This is a genomic window from Niastella yeongjuensis, assembly GCF_900110245.1.
GTDB classification, from domain to species: Bacteria; Bacteroidota; Bacteroidia; order Chitinophagales; family Chitinophagaceae; genus Niastella; species Niastella yeongjuensis.
In genome coordinates, this window is sequence record NZ_FOCZ01000023.1 from 14,502 (window position 1) to 40,606 (window position 26,105).

Annotated in this window: 19 protein-coding genes; 8 read left to right on the forward strand and 11 right to left on the reverse strand. The window is 47.0% G+C overall.

The window, feature by feature from the left end; translation table 11 throughout:
* Nucleotides 1-91 precede the first annotated feature (91 nt).
* Both BMX95_RS32775 and BMX95_RS34750 read right to left on the reverse strand, forming a co-directional pair.
* Nucleotides 92-1,072 carry a helix-turn-helix transcriptional regulator gene (locus BMX95_RS32775; protein ID WP_165758934.1) on the reverse strand — a complete coding sequence of 327 codons (981 nt, stop codon included), beginning with the start codon at nt 1,070-1,072 and terminating at the stop codon, nt 92-94.
* A gap of 220 nt (nt 1,073-1,292) precedes the next feature.
* Nucleotides 1,293-1,574 carry a hypothetical protein gene (locus BMX95_RS34750; protein ID WP_133053918.1) on the reverse strand — a complete coding sequence of 94 codons (282 nt, stop codon included), beginning with the start codon at nt 1,572-1,574 and terminating at the stop codon, nt 1,293-1,295.
* Between the two features lie 45 nt (nt 1,575-1,619).
* Between BMX95_RS34750 and BMX95_RS32780 the strand changes: the two genes are divergently transcribed.
* The 3 genes from BMX95_RS32780 to BMX95_RS32790 all read left to right on the forward strand — a co-directional run bounded on the left by BMX95_RS32780 (nt 1,620) and on the right by BMX95_RS32790 (nt 10,402).
* Complete coding sequence (locus BMX95_RS32780) at nt 1,620-2,222, forward strand: GNAT family N-acetyltransferase (protein ID WP_107686024.1); 603 nt, start codon at nt 1,620-1,622, stop codon at nt 2,220-2,222.
* Nucleotides 2,223-2,600: 378 nt separating this feature from the next.
* Entirely contained in the window at nt 2,601-9,038 is a 6,438-nt protein-coding gene (locus tag BMX95_RS32785; protein ID WP_218149837.1) for a HAMP domain-containing protein, read from the forward strand.
* A 62-nt stretch (nt 9,039-9,100) separates the two neighbouring features.
* Nucleotides 9,101-10,402, forward strand: a complete 1,302-nt coding sequence (locus BMX95_RS32790; protein WP_081200656.1) for an ATP-binding protein — start codon at nt 9,101-9,103, stop codon at nt 10,400-10,402.
* A 74-nt stretch (nt 10,403-10,476) separates the two neighbouring features.
* On the opposite strand, the gene BMX95_RS32795 is transcribed toward BMX95_RS32790, so the two are convergent.
* Nucleotides 10,477-10,926 (reverse strand): response regulator, encoded by a 450-nt coding sequence (locus tag BMX95_RS32795; RefSeq protein ID WP_133053919.1) that lies wholly within the window; start codon nt 10,924-10,926, stop codon nt 10,477-10,479.
* A 176-nt stretch (nt 10,927-11,102) separates the two neighbouring features.
* Between BMX95_RS32795 and BMX95_RS32800 the strand changes: the two genes are divergently transcribed.
* Nucleotides 11,103-11,408, forward strand: coding sequence for a response regulator (locus tag BMX95_RS32800; protein ID WP_081200658.1), 306 nt, complete (start codon nt 11,103-11,105; stop codon nt 11,406-11,408).
* A 64-nt stretch (nt 11,409-11,472) separates the two neighbouring features.
* Here the strand turns inward: BMX95_RS32800 and nagB are convergent, their stop codons facing one another.
* From nagB to BMX95_RS32815, 3 genes are all read right to left on the reverse strand, one after another.
* Entirely contained in the window at nt 11,473-13,380 is a 1,908-nt protein-coding gene (nagB, locus tag BMX95_RS32805; RefSeq protein WP_081200659.1) for a glucosamine-6-phosphate deaminase, read from the reverse strand.
* 104 nt (nt 13,381-13,484) lie between these two features.
* Entirely contained in the window at nt 13,485-15,062 is a 1,578-nt protein-coding gene (locus BMX95_RS32810; RefSeq protein WP_081200660.1) for a beta-N-acetylhexosaminidase, read from the reverse strand.
* Nucleotides 15,063-15,386: 324 nt separating this feature from the next.
* Complete coding sequence (locus tag BMX95_RS32815; RefSeq protein ID WP_081200661.1) at nt 15,387-17,285, reverse strand: CocE/NonD family hydrolase; 1,899 nt, start codon at nt 17,283-17,285, stop codon at nt 15,387-15,389.
* Nucleotides 17,286-17,412: 127 nt separating this feature from the next.
* Here BMX95_RS32815 and BMX95_RS32820 point away from each other — a divergent pair, with 127 nt between their 5' ends.
* The gene (locus BMX95_RS32820) at nt 17,413-18,447 is read left to right on the forward strand and encodes a glycosylasparaginase (RefSeq protein WP_081200662.1); all 1,035 of its coding nucleotides are present in this window, start codon (nt 17,413-17,415) and stop codon (nt 18,445-18,447) included.
* A gap of 163 nt (nt 18,448-18,610) precedes the next feature.
* Nucleotides 18,611-19,369, forward strand: a complete 759-nt coding sequence (locus BMX95_RS32825) for a copper homeostasis protein CutC (protein ID WP_081200663.1) — start codon at nt 18,611-18,613, stop codon at nt 19,367-19,369.
* Between the two features lie 163 nt (nt 19,370-19,532).
* Here the strand turns inward: BMX95_RS32825 and BMX95_RS32830 are convergent, their stop codons facing one another.
* The gene (locus tag BMX95_RS32830; RefSeq protein ID WP_081200664.1) at nt 19,533-21,350 is read right to left on the reverse strand and encodes a M61 family metallopeptidase; all 1,818 of its coding nucleotides are present in this window, start codon (nt 21,348-21,350) and stop codon (nt 19,533-19,535) included.
* Nucleotides 21,351-21,433: 83 nt separating this feature from the next.
* Between BMX95_RS32830 and BMX95_RS32835 the strand changes: the two genes are divergently transcribed.
* Nucleotides 21,434-21,910, forward strand: a complete 477-nt coding sequence (locus BMX95_RS32835) for a nucleoside deaminase (RefSeq protein WP_081200665.1) — start codon at nt 21,434-21,436, stop codon at nt 21,908-21,910.
* Here the strand turns inward: BMX95_RS32835 and BMX95_RS32840 are convergent.
* Nucleotides 21,904-22,269: a hypothetical protein gene (locus tag BMX95_RS32840; RefSeq protein WP_081200666.1), complete on the reverse strand. Its 366-nt coding sequence runs from the start codon at nt 22,267-22,269 to the stop codon at nt 21,904-21,906. The two genes, BMX95_RS32835 and BMX95_RS32840, sit on opposite strands and share 7 nt — an antisense overlap.
* 39 nt (nt 22,270-22,308) lie before the next feature.
* Nucleotides 22,309-22,881, reverse strand: coding sequence for an RNA polymerase sigma factor (locus BMX95_RS32845; protein WP_081200667.1), 573 nt, complete (start codon nt 22,879-22,881; stop codon nt 22,309-22,311).
* A 410-nt stretch (nt 22,882-23,291) separates the two neighbouring features.
* Between BMX95_RS32845 and BMX95_RS32850 the strand changes: the two genes are divergently transcribed.
* Nucleotides 23,292-24,062, forward strand: a complete 771-nt coding sequence (locus tag BMX95_RS32850) for a C40 family peptidase (RefSeq protein ID WP_081200668.1) — start codon at nt 23,292-23,294, stop codon at nt 24,060-24,062.
* An 80-nt stretch (nt 24,063-24,142) separates the two neighbouring features.
* Here the strand turns inward: BMX95_RS32850 and BMX95_RS32855 are convergent, their stop codons facing one another.
* Both BMX95_RS32855 and BMX95_RS32860 read right to left on the reverse strand, forming a co-directional pair.
* Nucleotides 24,143-24,640 (reverse strand): DinB family protein, encoded by a 498-nt coding sequence (locus BMX95_RS32855; RefSeq protein WP_081200669.1) that lies wholly within the window; start codon nt 24,638-24,640, stop codon nt 24,143-24,145.
* A 230-nt stretch (nt 24,641-24,870) separates the two neighbouring features.
* The gene (locus BMX95_RS32860; protein ID WP_081200670.1) at nt 24,871-26,085 is read right to left on the reverse strand and encodes a thioredoxin domain-containing protein; all 1,215 of its coding nucleotides are present in this window, start codon (nt 26,083-26,085) and stop codon (nt 24,871-24,873) included.
* Nucleotides 26,086-26,105: the final 20 nt, after the last annotated feature.

Below are 26,105 nucleotides of genomic sequence, written 5' to 3' on the forward strand. Positions count from 1 at the left end.
TGATATTTTTTTTGAACCAATATATAACTGTTATCCCTGAACTTTCAACTTTGCACTTTCAACTTTGAACTTTAAACTTTCAACTTTGAACTTATTCAATAATAACTTTACTCCGTTCCCTTGCCGTAATGTTAAAATACTTTTTAAACGCCTTTGAAAACGCACTCAGATTGGTATAGCCCACTTCTTCCGCCACCTGCGATACCGAGAACTTTTTACCTGATAATAATTGCCAGGCTTTTTCCATTCGCACATCCCGTAAATAATCGGCCGGACTGCTTTGATACAATTGTTGAAAACCGGTTTTTAGTTTATAATCGTTCAGGCCTGTAAGCTGCGTAAGTTCTTTAAGGGTCCAGTCTTGTTTAAGGTCTTCTGCCATCTTCGTTTTGGCGTGGTGAATGGCTTGTGCTTCGGGCATGGAAAGTGTGATGGGGTCCCATACAGGCTGTTCGGAAATGTTTTCGAGGCTGCTGATCAATACATCCAGCGATCGGGCATGCAGGGACGCTGCAGAGCGTTTGCCGGCCTGCATCAATTGATGTACATGCGACAGCAACGGACGGCTGGCCACCTGGTTCACCGGGGTTAACATAGCAGGTTGCTGGTGAATAACTTTTTTCTGAAAATCATTCATCAGAACTAAAGGTGGTAACTTTTGAGACAAAACATATACGGGATAGTGAATGTCGATGGAGAAATACACACCTGCACTTTGAAGATGGATCCGGTGATTTTGAAATGGAAAATACAATAAGTTAAACCCCTGTTCATAAAACACCAGGTTGCCCAATCCTTCAATATGATACTGTATATGGTTAATGAGATGGAAACGTAATTTCAGTAAAGGTTCAAATTCCTGCATGATGAACGTACAGGCCCGGTTCATCAAAAAATGTTGTAACCTGATAAAAATACCATCCCCCTGCAGTTGTTGAAAAAGCACATAACCAAAATCACCCGATGCCGTAACTGAAGAAGCGCCCGGGATAAGGTAATGGGCTACTGTATCAGGAAGCTGATCAGTAAAAGCCAGCTCTTTATAATTATCGGCAATCAATTTTATTTGCATACCTACCAAAGTTTTATGGGCCATTAGCACTAAAAGATTCACAACGTCCCGCCGGATTGACAATAGGATACACCCCAAACAAATGAAGGGTTATGTATAAGAGAATAGCCTTTAGTAAAGGGTTACCAATCAGGTGAAACACCTATTGTCAAACGTTAGAAATTGTTCCGATGTGCAGTACATTCATCAGGCCCAATATGAGGGATTGTTGTAGGTATGCTTATATGCACAGTAGAGAAAGCACCGCACCAGCTAAAGGTAAGGGAATTTTATTCCAATCAATTACGAAATCAGATTTAATTTCCCCTGGAACGGTATTGCTTTCTGCCCTCTGCCTTCTGCCCTTCCACAACTGACCATCCGCGATAGTTTTAATCGAACCGCAACAAAAAACAACCGCTGAATTTGGTTTCACCGCAAAAAAATAGTTTACTTTACCAACAAACGTTGATCCCCCACTGCAAGGTGATTTTGAGCGTGCAAAAACATCACCTTTATCCAATACCCCGGTTTTTTTTGAAAAAAGTCACCCTATCTTATCTTATATATGACAACCTCATCCCCTAATTTACTTTGCCAGTCCCTTGACGTAAGGAAACAACAAGCTATTGTATTGCAAAAAGAATTGATGCCGGGTTATCACATCAGTCTGCGCCCCGTATCCGTATACGCCGATAACGACATTTACGCTATTCACGAATGGCTGTCGTCAGGCTATTCCCACAAGGCGGGCCTGCCGGTTGACCAGTTACGCGTATTTTTCATTCTGCTGGGCGAAAGCACCTACGCACAGGCCTTTATGGTATTACTGAATTACGATACGCCTATAGGCCAGTTGGAAGTGTACCAGGTATTGCAGGATGAATTAAAAGACGCCGTTGATGCCCGGGAAGGCGATTATAGAATATATGTTCCTGTAATGCCCGTAATAGCAGCACTCCCCGATATAACCATCCACATGCTGCAAACCTGTCTGCATTATTTCTTCTCCTGTGCGGAAGTGCACCGGGTATTTTGGGTTATACCCGAAAACGATAAGGAACGGAATAAGCTAGCCGCTAAAACGGGCGGGCTGCTATATAAAACTTCAGACCAGGTAAACATCGATGGCGAACAACCGGCAAATGTATACCTGTATACCCGCTCCTAAGTGTTTACGGCAATACTACATATTATTTAAATTTGTCATTCTCAATGGCCCATGGCTTGTTATTTAAAGTAGAGGGATTATAAGACGCTAAAATCATTGAAAATAAATTGTTTGGGTAATGCTTTGCTCAATTTGGGGAGGCATGACCTAAATGGGGATTATACATTGTATTTTCTTCAACTGTTTATGATAAAACAAGACCCAAAACTGTATGAATTACCCGCAAAAAATCGGAACGCCGTTTGTCATTAAGAACGGCATTATTGTATTGCCCCGGGCTGCTAACCAACCCCAACGAATGTTAGCCGATCAGTTGCCATGCAATTGTTATGTTGATCGAACACCTAATTTTAAAAGTAAATTCTAAAATACCTGATTATGGCGCGCTCAAAACCCAATACTACTCGCTCAAAGCGGCAGGATGTAGCTACGGTTGTGCCCAAAAACGGCAAACACCTCCCAGCCAAAAAGAAACCCAAAATAGTTGAATCAGAACCTGACCCGGCTCCGCGTGAAGTAAGCGATTTACTCGATCACCGCGAGTTGTTGCATGTACTTACCCAGGTAAAGAACGGGAACTTTAGTGTGCGTATGCCCATTGATCAGGTAGGCCTGAGCGGAAAGATCTGTGACACCCTCAATGAAATTATTTCCCTCAATGAAAAAATGACGATGGAGTTTACCCGTGGCGGTAATACCATTGGTAAACAGGGTAAGCTGAACCAGCGAATCGAGTTGCCCAATGCCCGCGGGGCCTGGCGTACCGGCGTTGAGTCGCTGAATATCCTGATCTCTGACCTGGTGCATCCCACCATTGAAATAGCCGATGTGATCAGCTCGGTAGCAAAAGGAAACCTCTCCAAAGAAATGCCGCTCGAAATTGGCGGGCACGTACTGCAGGGGGAATTTGCCACCATTGCCAAAGAAGTGAACGACATGGTGAAACAGCTGAACCTGTTCTCCATGGAGGTTACCCGTGTGGCGCGTGAGGTAGGTAGTGAAGGGAAACTGGGCGGACAGGCAAAAGTAAAAGGCGTAGGCGGTGTTTGGAAAGACCTGACCGACTCCGTAAACCAGATGGCCAGTAACCTTACCGGCCAGGTTCGTAACATTGCCGAGGTAACCACCGCCGTGGCAAAAGGCGACCTGTCGAAAAAAATTACGGTAGACGTAAAAGGGGAGATCCTCGAACTGAAGAACACCATCAATACCATGGTGGACCAGTTGAACTCCTTCTCCTCTGAGGTAACGCGGGTGGCGCTGGAGGTAGGTACCGAAGGTAAACTCGGTGGTCAGGCACAGGTAAAAGGTGTGGCCGGTACCTGGAAGGATTTGACCGACTCCGTAAACAACATGGCGAGTAACCTTACGGGTCAGGTACGTAACATTGCCGAGGTAACCACCGCGGTGGCGAAAGGTGACCTGAGCCGTAAGATCACGGTAGACGTAAAAGGAGAGATCCTCGAATTAAAAAATACGATCAATACGATGGTTGACCAGTTGAACTCTTTCTCTGCCGAGGTAACGCGTGTGGCGCGTGAGGTAGGTAGTGAAGGGAAACTGGGCGGCCAGGCAAAAGTGAAAGGGGTAGGTGGGGTATGGAAAGACCTGACCGACTCCGTAAACCAGATGGCCAGTAACCTTACCGGCCAGGTACGCAACATTGCCGAGGTAACCACCGCCGTGGCAAAGGGTGACCTTAGCCGTAAGATCACGGTGGATGTACGGGGTGAGATCCTCGAGTTGAAGAACACCATCAATACGATGGTGGACCAGTTGAACTCCTTCTCCTCTGAGGTAACACGGGTGGCGCTGGAGGTAGGTACCGAAGGTAAACTGGGCGGTCAGGCACAGGTAAAAGGAGTAGCCGGAACCTGGAAGGATTTGACCGACTCCGTAAACGGGATGGCCAGTAACCTGACCGGCCAGGTGCGTAACATTGCCGAGGTAACCACTGCGGTAGCAAAGGGTGACCTTAGCCGTAAGATTACGGTAGACGTGCGTGGGGAGATCCTGGAATTGAAGAATACCATCAACACCATGGTGGACCAGCTGAACTCCTTTGGTTCGGAAGTAACGCGTGTGGCGCGTGAAGTAGGTTCTGAAGGTAAACTGGGCGGACAGGCAGATGTACCCGGCGTAGGTGGTACCTGGAAAGACTTGACAGACTCTGTAAATAAAATGGCGAGTAACCTTACTGGTCAGGTACGTAACATTGCCGAGGTAACTACGGCGGTGGCAAATGGTGACCTGAGCCGTAAGATCGATGTGGACGTGAAAGGGGAGATCCTCGAGTTGAAGAACACCATCAACACCATGGTGGACCAGCTCCGCGGTTTTGCATCGGAAGTTACCCGGGTGGCACGTGAGGTAGGTAGTGAAGGTAAACTGGGTGGACAAGCCGAAGTACGCGGTGTAGCCGGTACCTGGAAGGATTTGACCGACTCGGTGAACATGATGGCCAGTAACCTGACCGGCCAGGTACGTAACATTGCCGAGGTAACCACCGCGGTGGCGAAGGGTGACCTTAGCCGTAAGATCACGGTAGACGTGCGCGGAGAGATCCTGGAGTTGAAGAATACCATCAATACCATGGTGGACCAGCTGAATGGGTTCGCTTCGGAAGTAACGCGCGTGGCGCGTGAAGTAGGTTCTGAAGGTAAACTGGGCGGACAGGCCGACGTGCCTGGTGTAGCCGGTACCTGGAAAGACTTGACAGACTCTGTAAATAAAATGGCCAGTAACCTTACCTCGCAGGTACGTAACATTGCCGAGGTAACCACAGCGGTGGCAAATGGTGACCTGAGCCGTAAGATCGACGTAAACGTAAAAGGCGAGATTCTGGAGTTGAAGAACACGATCAACACGATGGTGGACCAGCTCCGCGGTTTTGCATCGGAAGTAACACGTGTGGCCCGTGAGGTAGGTACGGAAGGTAAACTCGGCGGACAGGCAAACGTGCCTGGTGTGGCCGGTACCTGGAAGGACCTTACCGACTCGGTAAACCAGATGGCCGGTAACCTGACCGCCCAGGTGCGTAACATTGCCGAGGTGGCCGTAGCGGTGGCGAACGGCGACATGTCGAAGAAAATTACGGTTGACGTACGCGGTGAGATCCTGCAGTTGAAAGAAACGCTGAACACGATGGTGGATCAGCTCCGCGCCTTCGCATCGGAAGTAACCCGGGTGGCCCGTGAGGTGGGTACCGATGGTAAACTGGGCGGACAGGCATTTGTACCAGGTGTGGCCGGTACCTGGAAAGACTTGACGGATTCAGTAAACCAAATGACCGGTAACCTGACCGACCAGGTGCGTAACATTGCCGAGGTAACCAAAGCGGTGGCGAGTGGTGACCTGTCAAAAACAGTGGCCATCGACGTAAAAGGAGAGATCCTTGACCTGAAGAACACGATCAATACGATGGTGGACCAGCTACAGGGTTTCGCATCTGAAGTTACCCGTGTGGCGCGTGAGGTAGGTACCGAAGGTAAACTGGGCGGACAGGCAGAAGTGCGTGGTGTGGCCGGTACCTGGAAAGACCTTACCGACTCGGTGAACATGATGGCCAGTAACCTCACCAACCAGGTGCGGGGTATTGCCAAAGTGGTGACCGCGGTGGCAACCGGTAACCTGAAACAAAAATTGACCATTGTATCGCGCGGTGAGGTAGCGCAACTGATCGATACCATCAATGAAATGATCGATACGCTGGCCACCTTTGCTGACCAGGTTACAACCGTTGCCCGTGAGGTAGGGGTGGAAGGCCGGCTGGGTGGACAGGCGAGTGTACCCGGTGCAAGCGGTATCTGGAAGAACCTGACCGAAAACGTAAACCAGCTGGCGCAGAACCTCACCACACAGGTGCGTTCCATCTCAGAGGTGGCATCGGCGGTAACAAAGGGTGACCTTACCCGAACCATCCGCGTAGAAGCGAAAGGAGAGGTGGAAGCGTTGAAAGATACCATCAACCAGATGATCACCAACCTGCGCGAAACAACCTTGCGTAACCAGGAGCAGGACTGGTTGAAATCGAACCTCGCGAAGTTTGGCCAGATGTTGCAGGGACAACGTGACCTGAAAACGGTAACGCAAAAGATCCTGTCTGAGCTGGCCCGGGTAGTAAGCGCTCACTTTGGGGCCTTCTACATATTACGTCAGGACGAGGATACCAACAACGAAGTAAAACTGAAACTGTTTGCAGCTTACGGCTACAAATCAGATAAAAATATTCAAACCGAATTTGGAATAGGCGAAGGCCTGGTGGGCCAGGTGGCGTTTGAAAAAGAACGGATCATCCTGAGCAATGTGCCCAGTAATTACATTCGCATCAGCTCGGCTTTGGGCAAAGCCAAACCAGCCAATGTGATCATCTTACCGGTGTTGTTCGAGAACGACGTGAAAGCGGTAATTGAACTGGCTTCACTCGATACCTTTAACCAAACCCACCTCGACTTCTTAAGCCAGTTAACGGAAAGTATCGGTATCGTATTGAACACCATCGAAGCAAACTCCCGTACGGAAGAACTGCTGACCCAGTCACAATCGCTGGCCAGTGAGCTGAAAGTACAACAGGAAGAGTTGCGCAGAACCAACGATGAGCTGCAGGATAAAGCCCTGTTGCTGGTAAAACAAAAGAACGAAGTGGAAGCCAAGAACAAGGAGGTGGAAGAAGCACGCCGTTCACTGGAAGAAAAAGCCGAACAGTTAACCCTGACCTCGAAGTATAAATCGGAGTTCCTGGCGAATATGTCGCACGAGTTGCGTACACCGCTGAACAGCCTGTTGATCCTTGCGCAACAATTGTATGAGAATGCGGAAGGCAACTTAACGGAAAAACAGATCCGGTATGCAAAGACCATCCACTCGTGTGGGGATGACCTGATACAACTGATCAACGACATCCTCGATCTGTCGAAGATCGAGTCAGGGTTCATTACCGCCAATTTTGCACCGGTACGTTTCTTCGAGATCACTTCTTTTGTGGAAACCACCTTCAAGCCAATTGCGGAAGCCCGTCATTTGCGCTTTACCATTGAAACGGATACCAATTTGCCGGAAAATATGGAGACCGATATACAACGGTTGAACCAGATCCTGAAAAACCTGTTGTCGAACTCCTTTAAGTTTACAGAAAAGGGCGAAGTGAAACTGAAGATCTACGACGCCAAGAAGAACTGGAAACCGGGAAACTCCATCCTCGATAATGCACAACGTGTGGTGGCCTTTGCCATTCATGATACCGGTATCGGTATTCCGCTGGAAAAACAAAGCATCATCTTTGAAGCCTTCCAGCAGGCAGAAGGAAGTACCAGCCGTAAATATGGCGGTACCGGTTTGGGCTTGTCCATCAGCCGTGGTTTAACCGAACTGTTAGGCGGTACCATCGAGCTGGATAGCACACCGGGGCAGGGAAGTACCTTTACCCTGTTCCTGCCTATAGACAACGTATCGGGTGTGGTAACCCGCGAAGCGCCATCGAGCCTTACGGAATACCAGTACCAGCTGGGCAACGACAGCGGTGAAATTGATACCCTGCTGAATTCGATCAGGGTTACCGGTGAGGGGGCAGATGCCGGCGGTATGCACATCGTAAACGAAATGATCAACGATACTGGCGACGACCGCAACAATGTGGCGCCAAGCGAAAAAGCCATCCTGATCGTGGAAGACGATATCCGGTTCGGCAAGATCGTTATAGAAAAAGCACACCAGTATGGGTTGAAAGCCATTGTGGCCACCAACTACATCGAGGTGTTTGACTTCATCAACCGCTTTACACCCATTGCCATTACGCTGGATGTGAAGTTGCCCGATACCAGCGGCTGGAAGGTGATGGAGCTGTTGCGCAACGACCTCAGCTACCGGCATATTCCGATCCATTTGATTTCGGGTGAAGAAAACCGTGCGCTGGCATTAAAACGCGGTGCCCGCAGCTTCCGCCTGAAACCATTGGACAATGAATCGCTCAATGACCTGTTCGACGATATAGTGGCCTTTAACAAGAAGGAGGTGAAACAGATCCTGGTGGTAGAAGACAATGAACTGGATGCTTCGCAAATTGTGAAACTGCTGAGCACCGACAATATGCAGGTAACGCTGGCCGGAACCGGTGAAAAAGCCATGCACGACATCAACAGCAAGGATTTCGATTGCATTATCCTCGACTATTCATTGCCCGATCTCCCCGGACATGAACTGGTGAACCAGGTGGCAGAAAGAAAGCCAAGGCTCACCCCGGTGATCATGTACTCAGCGAAGGAGTTTAATAAAAAAGAGTTGCAGCAACTGAACAATGTAAGCGGGAAAATATTATTGAAGGGCGTGAACTCACTGGAACACCTGTTGGAAGAATCGGTACTGGCGCTGCACATCAATCATAAAGACCTGCAGGCCGAAAAACGGAAGGTGATTGAGAACATCAGGAAAAAAGAGGATATCCTCACCGGTAAAAACATTCTGGTGGTGGATGACGATGTACGGAATCTGTTCGCACTAACTACGGTATTTGAACGTTATAACATAAATGTGATCACGGCGGAAAGTGGTAAGGAAGCCATCAATATTATCAGGGATGATAACCCGAAAATAGATATGGTGCTGATGGATATCATGATGCCTGAAATGGATGGTTATGAAACCACGCAGAAGATCCGGCGCGAACATAAGAACAGTACACTGCCTATTATTGCGGTAACGGCAAAAGCGATGAAGGGCGACAGGCAGAAATGTATTGAGGCAGGTGCATCGGATTATATCACCAAACCATTGAAGATCGATCAACTGTTATCATTGATGCGGGTTTGGTTCTATAAATAGTAAATTAAAAAGCCCTATTGCCATTAATCATTGACCATTGAGATAACTAAGAAACCGTAACAATGCGTCCAAAAATTCTATTAGTAGATGACCGTGAAGACAATTTGATGTCCATGGAAGCCATTCTGGCTCCCGATGGCTATGCATTTGTAAAAGCTGCATCGGGCAGCCAGGCGTTGAAGATCCTGTTGAATGAAATTGACTTTGCGCTTATTTTGATGGATGTAAAAATGCCAAACCTGAACGGGTTTGAAACAGCCGCCCTTATCTACGAGCGTGAAAAACTGAAACACATCCCCATCATTTTTATTACGGCTAATAATTATGGTGAGGAAAATGTTTACAAAGGCTATCGCATGGGGGCAGTAGACTACATCTATAAACCCATTAACTCCGAATTGCTGCGGGCTAAAGTAGGGGTGCTGGTTGACCTGTACCGGAAAAACCATCGCCTTATTGAGCAGGAAAAGCGGCTTACGATCATTAACCGGAACCTGGAAATGGAGGTCACGGAACGGAAGGCCTCGGAAGAACGGATCAAAGAGCTGAACCGGCAGTTGCTCGAGAACATTGCCCTGCTGGAATCGGCCAACCGCGACCTGGACCGGTTTGCATTCATGGCCTCCCACGATTTACAGGAGCCCCTGCGCAAGATCCGCACGTTCAGCGACCTGTTGTTTGTAAAGTACCAGCCCGTGCTCGATGGGCCGGCCATCAATTACATCAACCGTATTCAGAGCGCAGCGGTACGGATGCAAACACTCATCAGCGATATCCTGGCATTCAGCCGTATCAACAATGAGAAAGACACGTTTGTAAATTATAACCTCAATATCATTTTACAGGAGGCCATGGATGAGCTGGATGCCACCATCCAGGATAAAAAGGCAATCATTGAAATTGAGCCGTTGCCTACCATCGATGTAAATCCCGGGTTAATGCGGCCCCTGTTCGAGAACCTGCTGAGCAATGCGCTGAAGTATAGTAAAAAAGACGAAGCGCCGGTGATAAAGATCCATTCGGAAATTATTGCCGCCACTACCTCCAATAAAGAACCGGTGAAGTACTGCCGCATTTATATCCAGGACAACGGCATCGGCTTCGATCAGCAGTATGCCGAGCAGATCTTCGACATGTTCAGGCGGCTGCATGTGCACAGCGAATTCGAGGGCACGGGCATTGGTCTTACCCTTTGCAAAAAGATCGTTGAAAAACACAATGGGTACATCTCGGTGCAAAGTAAGGTGAACCAGGGTTCTACTTTTATTATCTCATTGCCTGTTCAGCAGGCTATGGTTGAAACGCCCGGCGAAAGCAATACCAATACAGATGCCGACGTATTTTTGTTATTGGGAAAGAAATAAGGGAAGAAATTGAAGGCCCCCCTCCAACCTCCCCCCAATGGGAGGAGGTTGGAGGGGGGCCTTGTTATTTTTAATTATTGTGGGTTCAACACAAACATGGAACGGGGTGGAAAGTACAGTACTTTTTTCCAGTCGATGGTGAAGATCTTTTCGAGAATGACTTTTAATTCTGTCAGCGTATGCGGCTTTATGGCATACATGTTCGATCCTTCGCGGTAACAAAACTCGATATTCTGCAAATCGGTCAGTGAGGAATATACGATAATGGGAATGGAATCGTATTTCCTGTTTGCCCTGATCTCACGAAGGCATTGACGCCCGTCCTTGCAGGGCATCAGCAGGTCCAGGAAAACTATATCCGGATTATTTTCATCTAACAGTTTAAAAAGAATATCGCCGTTTTCGGCCCTTGACAGGATCACTTTGAACGAAAGTTCTTCGACCGCCAGTGAAAATATCAGGTAATCCTCGTCGTCATCCTCTGCTATTAGCACATTTGTTGGATACTGATTATACACGTTCATATATATACTTTTTTTTTCCTGCCATCCCGGTTTTAATGGGATCACTTTTACATTTACAGCACGCTATTTTTTATTAAAAGCAATAATTTACGACAAAATACGAATACCGAAAATACAATCTAAATCCCAATGATGGAATACATTTTTTAGATTAGTGTTTATAAAAACAGTAAAGTATGCAGGAGAAAACCAGGTATATTATATTGTTTTACGACCACAGCGAAAACGTACTCTCTATGAAGCAGTTGTTGCAACATCTACCGGTTCCTGTAGAAACGGATTGTGTAGAGAATTTTCAACAATTATTAGAGGTACTTGACAACAGGTTGCCGGACCTCATTATCGTATATGTTAATAATCCGGTTAAAGGGTATGTGTCTCACCTGAAAGACATGCGTTTTAATATCGGCATCGATGAGATCCCGGTGTATGTCTTTTCAGAACTACCCGAAAAACAAACTTTAATTGAGTTGATGAGTTAAAGAAAAGAGGCACCCCGATCTATCGGGGTGCCTCTTTTTTGTATGGGCTCACTCTTTTGAGTTATCAATAATGCCAGCGTACAAAAGCTTCCATAGCCGCGTACTTGGTCAAACCCAATTGGGCGTACAGGTTGGCGGTATTGGCGTTTCTGTCCTCCGCACGTTGCCAGAACTCGCGGCTGTCGCTTCCCTGGAAGGGTACACTGTCTTTTTGCGACTGGTGAATAAAGATACCAAAGCGTTTTTTCAACACCTGGTCGGGGCTCATGGGGATGGCCATTTCAATTTCGCTGAGGTCCCATTCCTGCCAGGCGCCTTTATACAGCCAAACCCAGCAATCCTTTATCCATTCATCACCAGCCTCTTTAATGCGGCGTAACGACTCGAATACGATATCCAGACAAACCTTATGGGTACCATGCGGGTCGGCCAGGTCGCCGGCTGCGTACACCTGGTGAGGTTTTATTTTACGCAGCAGTTCCATGGTCAATCTGATATCCTCTTCGCCCATTGGTTTCTTTTCAATGGTGCCTGTTTCGTAGAAGGGCAGGTTCTGGAAGTGGATATTCTCGTCTTTGATTCCCACGTAGCGGCAGGTGGCCCTGGCCTCACAACGGCGTATTAAGCCTTTTACCGACCTGATCTCCGGCGTATCTATCTGGTTCGATTTCTTGAATCGAAGGTATTGACGGGCTGTTTCCTGGATCTCCTTCGATTTTTTACTGTCAACTCCGAACATGTCTTCGAACCCTACGGCAAAATCCATAAAACGGGTTACAAACTCATCGGTAACGGCAATATTGCCCGATGTCTGGTAGCCAACATGCACCTCATGCCCCTGGTCGTGCAGGCGTTGGAAGGTGCCGCCCATAGAGATGATGTCATCATCGGGGTGGGGGCTGAAGATCACACAACGCTTGGGGAAGGGTTTGGTGCGTTCTGGATGGTTGGGTAAATGCAGATCAGGTTTGCCGCCGGGCCAGCCGGTGATGCTGTCACGCAACATGTAATACACCTGCAGGTTGATCTCGTAGGCATCGCCTTGTTCAACCAGCAGATCACCCAGGCCATTATCACGGTAATCGTTATTGGTTAAACTCAACAACGGTTTGTTCACTTTCAGCGACATGTTCACCACTGCCTTGCGGATCATCTTGGGCGTCCAGTCGATATCACCGGTAAGCCAGGGCGATTTAAAGCGGGTGAGGTCTGCAGCGGCAATTTCATCCAGTATGAACAGGCTGTCGTTGTGCTGTTGTAATAAAGAAGCGGGTATTTGTTCCGTAACATTATCCTCAACCGCTTTTTGAACCACTGCGGTTTTTGCCGGGCCCCAGGCCATCAGTAAAATGCGCTTGGCCTTTAAAATGGTGCTTATGCCCATGGTAATGGCCAGTCGGGGCATTTCGGAGATATTGGCAAATTCATGCGAATTGGCAATACGGGTTGAGTTGTCTAATGTAATAAGCCGGGTGCGGGAAAGTATGCTGGAACCAGGTTCGTTAAAACCGATGTGTCCATTGTTGCCAATACCCAGCACCTGCATGTCTATTCCGCCTGCATCTTCTATCATGCGTTCATATTCCAGGCAATACTTCTTCACTTCTTCTTTGGGGATCTCACCACTGGGGATATGAATGTTTTTAGGGTCTATGTCAATATGATCGAACAAATGCACATGCATAAAGCGGTTATAGCTTTGCAGCGCGTCGTTGTCAATTGGATAATATTCATCCAAATTAAAAGTGATCACATTCCTGAAGCTCAGGCCTTCTTCTTTATGCATTCGCACCAGTTCTGCATACGTAGACCGAGGTGTTGAACCGGTTGCCAGGCCTAATACACAGGGTTGGCCAGCCGCCTGTTTGCTGCGGATGAGTTCGGCAATTTCCCGGGCCGCGAATTTTGAACCTTCTTTTAGATCGGGATAAATACGTACAGGTATCTTCTCAAACGAATCAACCATGCTCATAAATAATCGGTTTTTATAGTTGCGCTAAATTAAAGCTATTTCCAGTATTCATCAGGAAATGCGGGTTTTGTCGGGTAGAAAAACAGGGCAAACGTTTGTGTGTATTACTCAAACGTTTTGTTATAATTAGTACCCCATAAAGTATACCGTTTGCATTGGGTTTGTAACCGGGTTTCAAAGTCGCTCCAGTTGCGTTTGGCGGCCGGGCTCCACAACACTTCGCTCAGGGCGCTTACGCGGGGGAAGATCATATACTCCACCTTTTTGGGATTGGTTACATATTCCGTCCATAAATTAGCCTGTGCACCCAGTATGTGTTTGCCTTCCGCTTCGTTCAATTCCTTCGACACGGGTTCGTAACTATAGATCTTGTTTACAGGCACATAACCACCAATGGTTAAAGAATCTTCTTTCTTTGACTGGGAATAATCAAGGTACATATACCCTGTGGGTGTCATTATCACATCGTGGTTTTGTTTGGCTGCTTCAATACCACCTTTCTCACCACGCCAGCTCATTACCACCGCATTGGGCGCCAAACCACCTTCCAGTATTTCATCCCAGCCAATAATGGTTTTTCCTTTGCTGTTGATGTATTTTTCCATCCGTTGAATAAAATAGCTTTGCAATTCATGCTCATCTTTCAAATGCAGCTCCGCTATTCTTTTCTGGCATTTGGGGCATGTCTTCCAGCTTTCCTTGGGGCATTCGTCGCCACCAATGTGTACATATTTAGCAGGGAATAAAGGCATTACTTCATCCAGCACATTTTGTAAAAAGGTAAATACGCTGTCGTTACCCGCGCAGTAAACGTCGTTAAAAACACCCCATGTCTGCTGAACCTGATAAGGGCCGCCTGTGCAACCCAGGTAAGGGTAAGCAGTTAATGCGGCAGAAGCATGGCCGGGCATTTCAATTTCAGGCAATACGGTAATATAGCGTTTGGCAGCATACTCCACTATTTCCTTTACTTCCTTCTGGGTATAAAATCCGCCATAGTGTATGCTGTCGTTACCAGTGCCGGGGTGGTGGCCGATAATGGTACCATTGCGCCAGGCGCCTGTTTTAGTAAGATTGGGATATTTTTTTATCTCTATGCGCCAGCCCTGGTCATCTGTTAAATGCCAGTGGAAGTAATTCATTTTATGCAAAGCGATATAATCTATATATCGTTTTACAAACGGAACAGGAAAGAAGTGACGGCTTACATCGAGGTGCAAACCACGGTATTGAAAGCGTGGATAGTCTTTTATGCTAAGGTATGATATTGCTAAAGACGAGGCTTTTTCTGCAGGTAATAATTGCAACAGGGTTTGTACACCATAAAAAGTACCTGTTTCATTATCGCCGCCAATGTATACGCCTTTGGCGTTTACTTCCATATTATAAGCGCCGGCAATGGGATATTCCATCTTGTCATAGTTCAGGATAATCCCCGGCACTTTACCAGCTTTTTTGGTGATGGGTAAGGTAAAACCATACACCTGTTTCAGGTAATCATTTAAAAAATTAGCAGAATTCTCCAGACCGGAACCTTCCAGGATAATAGGCGTTTTGGCCGTGATGGCAAAGGTGCCTGCTGTTTCAGGCATCTTCAGTTCTGCTGGCTGGGGAATGATGTTGACCTGGGCACGTAGGTGCATAGACAGGATCATAGTGGCAAAAAACCAAACTTTTTTCATAATGAGTAAAAAATGTTAATACGATTTGTCACTAAAAAGTGTCAAAACCGGATATTTTGTAATGAAAAATGAAGTACACCTAGCTGTAGGGGCAGCCTGGCTTTAAGTGTTGAGTTTGTGCAATGCGATTTCTATTGAACCTGAGAGGCTGCAATATACGAGGGAATCAGTAGTTATGCAAATTGTTGTTGAAGTGAGATGGTTGATTGTGAAGGGGCTAACGAGGTTGAAAAGTTAAAAGGTAGAAAAGTTAAAAGGTTGACCAGTTGACGAGTAGGGCTTTCCCTGGTTAACTCATCAACTGGTTAACTGATCAACTATAAGCTATTTCAACACAGGCAATACTATATTGCTGCTGTTTGTTCCATCATGATAGATCCTGATCGTCGCTTTCTGAAAATCACTGTCATTGCATTCGTAAATGTTTACAAACTTTTGTGGATTGCGGTCTGCCAGCGGGAACCAGCTGCTTTGGATCTGGATCATCAGCCGGTGTCCTTTTTTGAAAGTATGCGCTACATCGGGCAATTCAAATTTTACGGGTTCAATCTTATTGGGTTTAAAAGCTTCAGGTATGGAAAAGCTTTTGCGAAAACGACCGCGCATGATCTCGCCGCGTACCAGCATCTGGTAACCACCCATTGGGTGCGGACCGCCGGCATCACGGCTTTGATTGGCATCATTACCGGTATATTTAAAATCGTCGGGGAATACATCGATCACTTTTACTACAAAGTCGGCATCGGTAGTGGAGATGCTGGTGAGCAGATCGGCCACCACTGTACCACCCAGTGTAAGGTCGTTATTCAATACCTCTGTTTGAAAGGTCAGTACATCGGTACGGCGGCTGGCGAATCGCTGGTCGTCAGTCATGTAGTCGCGGGTGCGCGTAAAATGAATGTCTTCAGTATAAGGAACTGGATGCGCCGGATCACTTATGTATTCAGTGAAACTTGTTTTGGCTGCCGGTTTATCCCAACCCAGTTTGCCATCGGCTTGCAGGTAAATGCGTTCGTCTTTTTTATCGGCAGGCGGCCAGGTCTCGAACTGTTTCCATTCGTTGGCACCGCTGAAGAAGATAGTAGCCTCTGCCAGCTTCGAAATATCACCTTTGCCTTTCAGGTAATAATTGAAGAAGGGAATTTCAATATTGTTCTGGTACCAGATGCTGGTGTTTGACTCAAAACGAACATTGCCCATATGTGTACCATCGGGTGATGCCCATTGGCCATGATACCAGGGACCCATTACAATGCGATTGGTATTCTTTGCTTTTTTCTCGATGGCTTCATACGTTCTCCACGCACCAAAGCAATCTTCTGCATCAAACAAACCACCCACCACCATGGTAGCAGTACCGGTAGGTACATTGTTGGTGAAGTTCCGCACATTGCGGGCTTTCCACCAGTCGTCATAATTGGGATGAGTGTACAGGTCTTTCCAAAACAGCAGGCTATCACCGGTGAGCTTCATAAAATTCTTTAAAGCGCCAACACGCAGGTAAGATTCATAGTTGTCATTCTCGGGAATACGAATGGCCTGGCGTGGACCTACTTTCGTAGGTGTAGGACGTGGATAGCCAAAACCACTGCTATAAAATGACCAGCCATCCATAACGAAGAACGCGCCATTGTGATGGAAGTCGTCGCCCATAAACCAGTCGGTAACCGGTGCCTGCGGACTTACTGCTTTTAATGCCGGGTGGCCGCTAAGCGCTGCCATGGTTGAATAAAAGCCGGGATAGGAAATACCCATCACGCCAACATTGCCATTGTTGTTGTTGATGTTTTTTATCAGCCAGTCGATGGTATCGTAGGTATCGCTGGCTTCGTCTATGTCCTGCGGTGTTTTTTTATTGGGGTTGAAAGGACGTACATCAACGAAGGTGCCTTCGCTGGCCCAGCGGCCGCGCACATCCTGAAAAACGACGATGTAGTTTTCTCTTGCATAATACCGGAACTGACGCAGCCAGAGTCCCCGGTTGAACTTATCTTCTCCATAGGGGCTGCAGGAATAAGGCGTTCTGCTCATCAAAAAGGGATGCTTTTCTGTGGCATCTTTAGGAATGTATAAGGCGGTAAATAATTTAACGCCATCCCGCATGGGGATCATAATTTCCTTTTTAATGTAGTTGTCGCGAAGCCAGGCAGAATCCTGTTCATTTTGGGCTTGTGCGGAAAGGATAAAGAATAGGGCGGTAATTAAAAGAAGCGTTTTTCTCATGTTTAGCTCTTAATTTAGAAATTTAAATGTAAGTTGAAAAGTTGACAAGTTGACCTGTTGAAAGGTCAACGGGATTAATGATCCCCTATCAACTGGTCAGCTTATTAACTTATTAACTTTAACAGTCATGTCATCAACACGTAGAAAATTCCTTCACTCATCCTTATTAGGATCGCTGGGATTATTTGCCGGCAAAAAGAGCATGGCCCACCCCGTAGATACCTTGTATGCCCCCACAAAGAATGAACCCATCGTGATCTCTACCTGGGACTTTGGCAAGGCGGCAAATGCCGAAGCCTGGACGGTTTTAGGCAAAGGCGGACGTGCGTTGGATGCGGTAGAAGCCGGGGTAAAGATCCCCGAAGCCGACCCCAATAACCAATCGGTAGGTTATGGTGGATTACCCGATCGTGATGGCCGCGTTACCCTCGATGCGTGTATTATGGATGAGCAGTATAACTGTGGTTCGGTGATGTGCCTGGAATATATCATGCACCCCATTTCGGTTGCCCGGCTGGTTATGGAGAAAACACCTCATGTGGTACTGGTTGGGGATGGCGCTTTGCAATTTGCGCTGGCAAACGGGTTTCAAAAAGAAAACCTGTTAACGCCGGAAAGTGAAAAGGTTTGGAAGGAATGGTTAAAAACATCGAAGTATGAGCCTGTTATAAATATCGAAAACAAGTTGCATAAACCCGCAGGCGAAGGAAATATGCCCGGTGGCCCCAATAACCACGATACCATCGGTATGATTGCCATGGATGCCAGTGGCAATTTCAGTGGCGCCTGTACTACCAGTGGCATGGCTTTTAAAATGCATGGCCGGGTAGGCGATTCGCCCATAATTGGCGCGGGATTGTATGTAGATAATGAAATTGGCGCAGCTACTTCTACTGGTGTGGGGGAAGAAGTGATCAGGATCGTGGGATCGCACCTGGTGGTAGAGTTGATGCGGCAGGGCCTGGCGCCGGAAGCCGCTTGTAAAAAAGCCGTAGAACGCATTATAAGCCGCAGTCCGGCCAAAGCAAAGACCTTGCAGGTAGGTTTTATAGCCATCAACAAAAAGGGCGAATACGGCGGATATGCGTTGCAGAAAGGGTTTACCTATGCAGTGAAATCGGGGAAAGAAGAGAAGCTGATTCCGGCTAAAAGTATTTACTAGATAAATGTGGCAGTTACCGGGTACCGGGTACCGGTCACCGGGGTATACAATTGGGAGGTCCCGACTATTTGCAAACTGATCGAATGCCGGGACCCGGAAACCGGAAACTGGCAACGGGTTCTTTAGTCTATAAAACAACAACTTAAAACCAGCGCATTACGATATGTTACTAGAAGTTTGTGCGTTTAACTTACCATCCTCCATCATAGCAGAAAAGGTGGGGGCAAAGCGGGTAGAGTTATGTGAGAACCCGGCCGATGGCGGCACCACGCCTTCTTATGGAACCATAAAACAAACACGTGAAAAGATCGGCATTTCATTGTACCCGATCGTTCGGCCGAGAGGGGGGAACTATTTTTATGATAAAGAGGAATTCGAGATCATAAAACAGGATATCCTGCTGTGCAAACAACTGGGTTGCGATGGAATATCAACCGGTGTGTCAAAGCTAAACGGGGAAATAGATACCGACCGGTTGAAACGAATGGTGGAATGGGCCTATCCTATGGGCGTAACCTGTCACCGGGTATTTGATGCCACTCCTGATCCTTTACGGGCGCTGGAGGATATTATAACCTGCGGGTGTGAACGCATTTTAACCAGCGGACAACGATCTTCAGCTCCCGAAGGAATCGACCTGCTCTCCAGCCTGATACAACAGGCCGATGGCCGCATTATCATTATGCCCGGTGCCGGCATCCGTTCCGGCAATATTGAAACCCTGATCAATGAAACAGGCGCTACAGAATTTCATACCTCCGCCAGAATGGTATCCCCAGACCCCGTTACCTTCCGCAATCCCGCCATTCTTGATGCTACCAATTGGTATATAGCCAATGAGGAAGAGTTAAAAAAGATCATGGAAGTACTGGGGAGAAGGGCAGAAGGCAGCGGGCAGAAGGCAGAGGGGGAACAGCCGTAAGCACCGGTACGCGGCATTCGCCGTCGCGATTAGCGCGTCAAAGAACTCAGCCCCCAGAACCTAATAACTTAAAACTTGGAACCTAAAACTTTAAACTTTAAACTCCCCCATTGCCCATTGCCCATTGCCTTTTTCTCTGCCCTCTGCCCTCTGCCTTCTGCCCTTATTTAATCTTCGTTCCCAACCAGCTGTTACGAAATTGCAGCATATCACTGCTAACGCTCATTCCAGCCTGTTCATACGTGATCAGTGATATCATTGGATTTACCGCCAGCGTTATTGGAACCGTTTTGTTTTCATTGCGATGTTTGTAATGAACGTTGATCACGTCGCCTGGTTTATGCGTGGCGATGATCTCATTAATGTCGGCCGCACGGGCAACCAGTTTACCATCTATCTGCATGATCACGTCGCCAAAATCAAGACCGGCATTGTACAAGGGAGTACCTATAATGGTGTTGTTGCTGATCTTTGTGGTGTTTTCTTCGTATTGCACGGTACCCAGCCAGGCTTTACCGGGAATTGATTTTTGAAATCGCAGGCCGGCTTTCTCCAACAGGGGGCCATAATCGAACGATTCATGTCCGTTTACATAACGGGTAAAGAAATCGGCAGCAAAGGCTTTGTCGTGGGTAACATCAGCCAGTACTTCTTCTAACCCCGGAACGGTATACGCGATCTCTGTTTTGCCAAAGCGTTTCCATAAGGCGGTCATAAAATCATCCAGCGTGAGTTTGTATTTGGTACGCAGGGTGAGGTCGAGCGCAAGGGCAATGGAACCTCCGTATGGATAATAAGAACTGTACATGTTGGGGTAATTGGTTCGGTCAACCGCTACACCTGCATCTACAAATACAGCATCCTGGCTCATTTCAACAGGTGAAAAACGTTTGGCACCGGCTGCTATTTCCTTGGCATAGATCAAACCAAAGAAAGAAGCCATCAATCCTTCAAGGGGTTTTATGCCGGATCGGCAAAGCAACAGTTCCCCATAATATTGCGTAAACCCTTCCGCACACCAGAGCTCATTGCTCATATTGCTTTTTTCAAAATTGAAGGGCTCCAGTGTTTTCGGACGAATGCGTTCCACATTCCAGCAATGGAAGAACTCATGCGCAAAAACGTCCAGCTGGCTGTTGTCGCCGGTAAAATCTATGGGAAGAGAGATCATGGTAGAGTTGCGGTGTTCCATTCCATCGCCGTCTACAAAAGGATTAATGCTGGCAATAAAGGTATAGGTGCCAAAATCGTAAGCGGGCACTTCGCCAAAAACAGCCAGTTCTTCTTCGGTAAGGCGTTTTAATTTATTGGCAAAGGAGCCTGCCTGCGCATCGGTCGCTTCTGCTTCCAGTGCCAGTCTGAACCGGTAGTCTTTACCATCGGGGTTTTTGATGTTCCATTCTTTCCAGTGCAGGTTGCCGATCTTGGTGGGGCAATCCATCAGGTATTGTAAACCGGGTGCAGTAAAAGTAAGGGGATCGTCTGTTGGTTTCAACTGCGTGGCGATGGTCCATTTTTTATCATTGGGAATAGTGAAGGTAACGGTGATAGGGGTTTTGTCGAAGCCTTTGATCCACATCATTGTCGAAGGCATGTTGAGGTGAATGCTCGACGGATCGATCATGGAGTAAGTACCATCGGCCCAGGCGGCATAGAGGGTATAGTCAATCCGCACGGTGCCGTTTTGTTTGGGTACTTCATAAACATCCCCGTCGATGCGGTTGATGGGGAGGGGAGCGCCGTTCTGATCAAACGCTTTCACATCGTATACGTTTTTTCCAAATTCATGGGTAGCATAGCGGCCCGGTGAAGAACGGCTCATGCGAAAAGTGGCTTTGCCGGCCGGAATGCCTGAAGCGGTTACGCTGATGCTGGCTTCGTGGTGATTGATATTGGGAAAGGAAAGGGCATAATTGATCTTTTGGGCGTAGGTATGCGAAAACCAAAGTACGGCAAGGATCAGGAACAGTCTTTTAGTCATAATCGTATCGTGTTGTAGGGATCAGGCTACAATTTACAGGAAAATGTGCCTTTTCCTTAAATTTGGTAACAAATGTGTGTACTATGACGGATCGCGAATTGCGTTTTATGCAGGCCGCAGTAGACCTGGCCAGGAACGGGATGAACAAGGGAGTAGGAGGGCCATTTGGCTGTGTTATTGTAAAGGGAGATACTATTGTAGGAAGGGGTTGTAACAGTGTAGCCAGTTCAAATGATCCAACGGCGCATGCTGAGGTGGTGGCCATACGCGATGCCTGTAAAAACCTGCAAACTTTTCAGTTGACCGATTGCGAAATATATACGTCCTGCGAACCCTGCCCTATGTGTATGGGTGCTATTTACTGGGCGCGGCCAAAGAAAGTGTATTTTGGCGCCACCCGTCACGATGCGGCGGCTGCGGGTTTTGATGATTCACTTATTTATCAGGAATTAACGGCGCCCTTTCACGATCGTATTATCGAATGCGTAAACCTGGGCCGGGAAAAAGCGGTAGTTGTATTTGATGAGTGGAATGATAAATCCGATAAGGTCACTTATTGATGATGGGGGATCCGGGTGATGACCACGTAGGCAATCACGATGATGATAAGAATAAATGCAATGGCAACATATACCCAGAAGCCGTTGTTGATCTGTCTTTTTTCGCGGCGGTTCTTCTTTTCTTTGATGTAGTGGGTTAATTCTTTGTTCAGCTGATCAACATATCCTTCCAGCTTTTTATTACCGGTCATTTGTTGCAGCCCTTCCAGGGCTTCGTTCTCAAAGTCATTGTCAACCATCCACATCTCCACCTCATGTTTTTCCTGGTCACTCAGCTTACCGCTTAAGTAATCCATCAACTTTTGGTTGTCGATGTCTTTGTTGCTATTGGCTAATATGTTCAGTAAATCGTTGTTCATTGTTTCTTTCGTCAATGTACGATCATTAGACCCGGGTTTTTATGATTGGTTTAGTTTCCGTTCCAACAAGATCTTCAAATTGCGTTTGCCGTTCTGGATATGGCTTTTTACCTGCATCAGGGTAAAACCGGTTTGGTCAGCAATTTCATTGTACGATCGTTTTTCCAGGTAAAACAAAGTTACGCACTGTTTTTGTTCTTTGTTCAGTTCCTGCAGGCTTTCCTCCATCATTTCCAGCTGACGGTCTTTTTCCAGGTGTGGGGCCATACCGGGATCATTTTCGGGCGTAATGGCCATTTCATCCTTGATCTCGGCCGGTGTGCGGGCTTGTTTATCGCGCAGCTTCATGAGGCAATGGTTCTTGGCCACCATATACAGCCAGCTTTTAAAATACTCCACCTTGTATTTGTGCAGTTCGGTGATGGCTTTTAAAAATACCTGCTGAACACAGTCCTTAGCCTCTTCCTCATTTTTAAGGTATTTCATGCAAACCCCCAGTAACAACAGGGTATAACGTTGCAATAATATCCCCAGCCAGTGGTTATCGCGACTGGAATAAAAGGAGTTTAGCAATTGCTGATCGCTGATATGTGAATTAGGGTCTTGTTTCACTATGCGAAAATGCGTTTTTCTTACTACTAGGATGCAGGACGTTTAAAATTCCATACATTTTTTTAACGCCCTCCCTTAACGGAAATAATTCTTGTTTATTATGTGATAAGGGGGCAGAGGGCAAAAGGCAGTGGGCAGAAGGCAGAGGGCAGAAGGCAGAGAGCAGAGAGGGAACAGCCGTAAGAACCGGTACGCGGCATTCGCCGCCGCGTCGCGGAACTAGCAACATAGAACTAATAACCTACTAACCTACGAACCCAATAACTGCATCTTAGGAGCACAAAGCTTCTGCCTTCCAACTTTAAACTTTCGACTTTAAACTTTAAACTTTCAACTTTCAACTCAAAAACTACTTCCCATTACCCATTGCCTTTTTTCGTTATTTTGCTTTCAAACACACCAAAAAATATATGGCATATGCTATATGCAAAGTTCCGGTCGCTCCCTTACGGGCCGAGCCGGCGCATAAAAGTGAAATGATCAGTCAGCTTTTGTTGGCAGAAGCGGCGCTCATTTTGGAAGAAGCAAAAGATTTTATAAAACTGCAGTGCCTGTACGATGGATATGAAGGCTGGTGTCAGCGCAGTCAGCTGGTAATAACTGATGCCTGGAATAACAGCAGTCAGCCGACATTGCTCACTTCCGACTGGATCAATCCCATTACCATAAATGAAGCGCCGGCGCATGTGCCCATGGGCTTACCCGTGCTGGATGTAGAAAATGCCAGACATGTATCCGATATACTAAGAATTAATTATGGTAAGGTGGCTACGTGGGATACGGCCAATGTAAAACCGGAAGAAGATGCCATCAGGGAACGGGCTGAACAAATGTTGAATACACCCTACCTCTGGGGCGGACGCTCGGTTTTTGGTATCGATTGCAGCGGGTTCACGCAACTGGTCTTCCGTTTTTTCAATATTCCGCTCTTGCGCGATGCCTATTTACAGGCTACCCAGGGCGAAATAGTTGGCTTTTTACAGGAAGTACATTGTGGCGACCTGGCCTTTTTTGACAACGCCGATGGCCGTATTACGCATGTGGGCATTCTGTTGAACGATCATGAGATCATTCACTCCTCCGGCAATGTACGCATCGATAAGATCGATAGCGCGGGGATCGTGAACGTAGATACAGGCGTTCGTACACATCAATTGCGGATTATAAAAAGATACTTTTAGTTTTTTAAGGAAAAGGCAGAGGGCAGAGGGCAGAAGGCAGAAATGAAAACCGCTGCCTCTGCCTTCTGCCCTCTGCCATTCTAATTAGGCATCTCATCCGCACTCGGCCCATAACTACCGGGAATAGGAATATCCAGTAACCGCAGAAATACGCCCAGTTGCGCCCGGTGGTGTACGATTTGACAAAACGTCATTCTGATCACTTCAGCTTTTGTACTCACACTATAAATTTCTTCTCCATTGCGTAAGGTCCAGTTGGGCAGCAAGTCATCTTCCGTAGCTTTCTCCAGGTGCGCTTTCCCTTCAGCATAAGCTTTTTCGAACGCCTCCAGTATACCGGCAGTAGTGTCGATTATGGTAGGTTCATATGGATTGGCGGCAAAATCAAGTTCGCTGGTGGTGAGGGTAAAACTCACCCAGCCTGGCAATTCTGCAATATGGGTAGCCAGTTGTCTGATGGTCATGCTTTTTTCCTGCGGCTTCCAGCTGAATTTGTCATCCGGGATCCTTGACAGCATTTTGCGCGTAGTTTGCGCTTCCTGCTCCATCTCTTTTAAAAGCATTGGGATAATTGACATAGTGTGGTGTTTTTGTTGATACAAAGTAACCAGGGGTTGGTGACAACCCTATGTCAGCAGGTGGCAGGAAAAATTGATTTTATTTTAAGTTACTCTATGTTGGACTGGCCCTTTTTCATTTTATCGAGTATGGTGTCGAAGGTGGCTGTTGAATAACCCTGTTTGATCATAAGACCGATGGCTTTTTCTTCCAGTTGTATTGCCTGATCAACATTTCTGTCTACTCTATACTACAAACGGGCATAGGTATCCAATGCGTAAGGGCTTTCGTAAAAGTCGTTGGCATGGGCTGCCCATTGCAATGCTTTTCTAAGGTAGGTGATATCGTTGGTCATGCTGTAAAAAGCGCGGGCGCCATAACTTAGGTCCTGCTGATAACGTGGAGCAATGGCTGTATAACTGGTCCTGGTTCTCAGTATCATTCTTCCCTGTGAATCTCTGAGGGTGTCTTTAGGAGCATCTGGTTTCATGGCTTTGGCAAACTGAACGGAGTCATACCTTTTTATAGCAGCGGTATTTACCCGCATGTTGAACTGATCGTAATAATCAACGGCCGCATTCAAATAGGCCGCCGTATCATGTACGCCTTTGAAATATTCCATCAGGTTATAATGATAGATCCGGTCACCAGCCGATCTGCTGGTACTTTCTGAGCGGGCGAAATCGGCTACCTGTATGGCTTTGCCAATTTGCTTTTCCTGTATGGCGTGTTGCCGGCTTTTAAAAATGATCTGTTGCCTGATGGTTGTTTGTTCGGTTTTGGGTATGCCCAACCACGCCAAAGGGTACAAGGAAGAATTTTGGTGAAGTACCTGGTCGGCCCTGGAGTTTAAGATCGGACTCATTCTATAAATCCGTTGCAGGGTGGTTATCGATTGCAACGAGTCGGCGGGTAACTGACTTACATATTGGTCCAACAGGTCGTCGGTAGGCAGGGAGATCAGCTTGCGTGTCAGCATCAGGTTATACAACTTGTCAGGATCCATTTTGCCGGCAAGGGCTGCCTGTTCACTTTCTCTTATTTTGTCTGCTTCCAGGTATCGATAGCGGGCAGTCGTGATCTCCTGTACATATCTTTTAGAGTCGGTGGTGCTCATGTTCATGCGATGCACCAGGGTGCCCCATTTGTCGAGGAACAGCACAATGTTGCCGTCGGTGGTATAGTTGTATTTCTCTTTTATATAGTTGAGATCGGGGTGGAAGGGAGAAACGCGCAGGGCAACAAAATTAGCTTTGAGCTGAAGTTGTACAGATTCGGATTGAAGCCCTTTATCGGCGACATCATTGCATTGCTGGCATCCGGCCGATTCTATTAATATGAAAATGAGTTTGTCTTCCTGTGTGGCCTGTATAAAAGCCTGTTGCAGGGGAGTATTGGCAGGAAGGAATTGAGCGCTGGCAAAACCAGGTAAAAGAACAATGAGCAACAGCAACCGAAGGTTCATATGAATAAAGTTTGGCCTAC

Coding starts and splice junctions, on each gene's coding strand:
- BMX95_RS32810 (WP_081200660.1), bottom strand. CDS start 15,062: ATGAAAAAAGTTTGGTTTTTTGCCACTATGATCCTGTCTATGCACCTA.
- BMX95_RS32830 (WP_081200664.1), bottom strand. CDS start 21,350: ATGACTAAAAGACTGTTCCTGATCCTTGCCGTACTTTGGTTTTCGCAT.
- BMX95_RS32850 (WP_081200668.1), top strand. CDS start 23,292: ATGGCATATGCTATATGCAAAGTTCCGGTCGCTCCCTTACGGGCCGAG.
- BMX95_RS32795 (WP_133053919.1), bottom strand. CDS start 10,926: ATGAACGTGTATAATCAGTATCCAACAAATGTGCTAATAGCAGAGGAT.
- BMX95_RS32780 (WP_107686024.1), top strand. CDS start 1,620: ATGACAACCTCATCCCCTAATTTACTTTGCCAGTCCCTTGACGTAAGG.
- BMX95_RS32825 (WP_081200663.1), top strand. CDS start 18,611: ATGTTACTAGAAGTTTGTGCGTTTAACTTACCATCCTCCATCATAGCA.
- BMX95_RS32835 (WP_081200665.1), top strand. CDS start 21,434: ATGACGGATCGCGAATTGCGTTTTATGCAGGCCGCAGTAGACCTGGCC.
- nagB (WP_081200659.1), bottom strand. CDS start 13,380: ATGAGCATGGTTGATTCGTTTGAGAAGATACCTGTACGTATTTATCCC.
- BMX95_RS32790 (WP_081200656.1), top strand. CDS start 9,101: ATGCGTCCAAAAATTCTATTAGTAGATGACCGTGAAGACAATTTGATG.
- BMX95_RS32800 (WP_081200658.1), top strand. CDS start 11,103: ATGCAGGAGAAAACCAGGTATATTATATTGTTTTACGACCACAGCGAA.
- BMX95_RS32775 (WP_165758934.1), bottom strand. CDS start 1,072: ATGCAAATAAAATTGATTGCCGATAATTATAAAGAGCTGGCTTTTACT.
- BMX95_RS32815 (WP_081200661.1), bottom strand. CDS start 17,285: ATGAGAAAAACGCTTCTTTTAATTACCGCCCTATTCTTTATCCTTTCC.
- BMX95_RS32840 (WP_081200666.1), bottom strand. CDS start 22,269: ATGAACAACGATTTACTGAACATATTAGCCAATAGCAACAAAGACATC.
- BMX95_RS32855 (WP_081200669.1), bottom strand. CDS start 24,640: ATGTCAATTATCCCAATGCTTTTAAAAGAGATGGAGCAGGAAGCGCAA.
- BMX95_RS32820 (WP_081200662.1), top strand. CDS start 17,413: ATGTCATCAACACGTAGAAAATTCCTTCACTCATCCTTATTAGGATCG.
- BMX95_RS32785 (WP_218149837.1), top strand. CDS start 2,601: ATGGCGCGCTCAAAACCCAATACTACTCGCTCAAAGCGGCAGGATGTA.
- BMX95_RS32860 (WP_081200670.1), bottom strand. CDS start 26,085: ATGAACCTTCGGTTGCTGTTGCTCATTGTTCTTTTACCTGGTTTTGCC.